The sequence below is a fragment of the Ruegeria sp. AP12 genome, assembly GCF_056540025.1.
This window is the reverse complement of record NZ_JBQFVZ010000239.1, coordinates 1-646: the sequence shown is the minus strand read 5'-3', so window position 1 is coordinate 646 and position 646 is coordinate 1. Positions and strand designations below refer to the sequence as shown.

The 646-nt window shown below is 61.6% G+C and carries 1 protein-coding gene; it reads right to left on the bottom strand.

Annotation, left to right across the window (positions count from 1 at the left end; all coding sequences use genetic code 11):
• Positions 1-126: 126 nt before the first annotated feature.
• On the bottom strand, positions 127-646 hold a 520-nt coding region (gene ccmB, locus ACR0E6_RS22505), incomplete at its 5' end, for a heme exporter protein CcmB (protein ID WP_480587568.1).

The following is a 646-nucleotide window of genomic DNA, read 5'->3' as shown; positions in this document are numbered from 1 at the left end:
GTGGCAAGGAACTTGCGCGGGTTGGCATATTCCCAGAGGGCGTTGGCTTTGGCTGCGATAGACATGGCCGTTATTTAGTCTGACTCGGGTTCATTCTCAATTGACCTTGCTCAAAGTTGTGGCGCTTCACCGCAGATTGATGCGCAGGACCGCTGCGCTGGCGAATGGAAGCAGAGCTATCGTGGCCATCGTGATCCCCGCCAGCATCAAAAGTGGCGTTTGGGTCTCCATCCCGACGGCACCCCGGCGGGCGACTTCTGCGCCGAAGATCAAGGTTGGGACGTAGAGCGGTAGAACCAGCAATGACAACAGCAGGCCACCGCGCTTCAGCCCGACGGTCAGAGCGGCGCCGAAGGTGCCGATGACGCTCATGGCGGGGGTGCCGAGCAGGAGCGAGATCACCAGCCAGAAGAAGCCCGGCGTGGGAAGGTTCAGCAAGACGCCCAGAAACGGTGCCGCCAGAACCAGAGGCAAACCGGTCGTGATCCAATGCGCCAGCGCTTTGATCGAGACGACGGCCTCTAGCGGGAGAGGCGCGGTAGCCAGAAGGTCCAGCGATCCGTCCTCCCAATCCAGGGCCAGAAGACGGTCGAGAGATAACAGGCAGGCCAGCAACGCGCCCAGCCACAGAATTCCCGGCGCGATG